1 protein-coding gene and 1 pseudogene are annotated in these 857 nt (G+C 42.0%); both read right to left on the bottom strand.

Annotation, left to right across the window (positions count from 1 at the left end; all coding sequences use genetic code 11):
* Positions 1–341 (bottom strand): annotated as a pseudogene (locus WMO38_RS15100) (hypothetical protein); the annotation flags it as partial.
* Positions 342–394: 53 nt separating this feature from the next.
* Complete coding sequence (locus WMO38_RS15095) at positions 395–775, bottom strand: hypothetical protein (RefSeq protein WP_040894197.1); 381 nt, start codon at positions 773–775, stop codon at positions 395–397.
* Positions 776–857: the final 82 nt, after the last annotated feature.

Raw genomic sequence — 857 nt, 5'->3', positions numbered from 1 at the left:
GAAGTAAAAAACGCTTTCATAATCGTGACATTATTTGCAACAAACCATTCTGCAAGTCCCAGTCGGATAAGCATACGAAATATAGACTCAAACCTCATCTCATCTTTTACATCTATGCTTTCCGAGCAGAAACCGATAACAAAAAACAGCACAACGAGGGATGAGCCGACCGCTACAAAAACCGGCTCAATACCCTCAATAACTGCCCAGGGACCTCCGCCCTTGAAACTGACCGGTGACTGTCCAAGCATTGCAAAGACCAAGGATATCTGATTGTTCCAAAATCCAAACACCGCCTCAAGAAGTGCAAGGATCTTGTCTCCAAGCTTAAAAATATCCATACTTGTTATTCACCTCTTTCCTTTTACTAAAAGGGGAACTCTTTTTCCCCATCTTAGAAGCCTAAGAATGTCAGAACTGTTGAAATACCAGCCATCATGACACCTGCTACAATTCCTTTCAGAGCAGAGTTCATGGTAGATGAATCCTGCTGCTGGTAGGCTTGTGCGAACTCCATAACATTCTTTGCAAGAATAATGACACCAACAGCACCAATGACTGCAATGATAAGTGTCTTTAAATTCTCAAGCGGCTGTGTTACTGCGGAAGTACCTGTACCTGCTGCAAAACAGGTAGTGCTCATAAGCATCACTCCCATAAGTGCTCCGGATAATGCCGGAACGAATCTCTTTTTTAAGTGAATGAATCTACTCTTCATGCCTTTCTCCTCCATCTGATTGTTGTTTGTTGTTGAAATAACCTGTTCTTTTCTCATGTTGTTTAATCTCCTTTTTTGAAGTGACAGAAGCGGAAAAAGCCAGAAAGGAATACACATATTCCAATCCGGCTAGCTTTCC

The organism is Lachnospira hominis (ex Hitch et al. 2025), assembly GCF_040096395.1.
Classification (GTDB): domain Bacteria; phylum Bacillota; class Clostridia; order Lachnospirales; family Lachnospiraceae; genus Lachnospira; species Lachnospira hominis.
Note: the sequence above shows the minus strand (reverse complement) of the source record. Positions and strands in the feature narration are given on the sequence as shown.

Excerpts from the sequence above, each read along its gene's own strand:
- WMO38_RS15095 (WP_040894197.1), bottom strand. The coding sequence starts at position 775 with ATGAGAAAAGAACAGGTTATTTCAACAACAAACAACAATCAGATGGAG.